The 266-nt window shown below is 71.1% G+C and carries 1 pseudogene; it reads right to left on the bottom strand.

The features are described 5' to 3' along the window. A pseudogene (locus tag RMT89_RS43495) lies at positions 1–266 on the bottom strand (glucuronyl hydrolase); the annotation flags it as partial.

The following is a 266-nucleotide window of genomic DNA, read 5'->3' as shown; positions in this document are numbered from 1 at the left end:
CCAGTAGGGCACCCAGTCGGGACGCGTGACGCGCATCAGCGCTTCGAGGTAGTAGTAGTCGCCCCAGATGCAGCCCGCGTCGATGCCGATGCCCTGCGGTTTGGCATACACGGCGTGCCGCAGCAGCGCGTCGGTGTCATCGGCGCCTCCGGTGGCGTAGTGGGCGATGAGCGAGCCGAGAATCTCGGACGCGGCGTCGCGGTAGGCGTCCCCCCGCTGCCCCAGCGCCCCGGCGAGTTGCAGCAGGCCGCACACGGCGATGGCGG

The sequence above is a fragment of the Streptomyces sp. P17 genome, from assembly GCF_032436805.1.
GTDB lineage: Bacteria > Actinomycetota > Actinomycetes > Streptomycetales > Streptomycetaceae > Streptomyces.
Note: the sequence above shows the minus strand (reverse complement) of the source record. Positions and strands in the feature narration are given on the sequence as shown.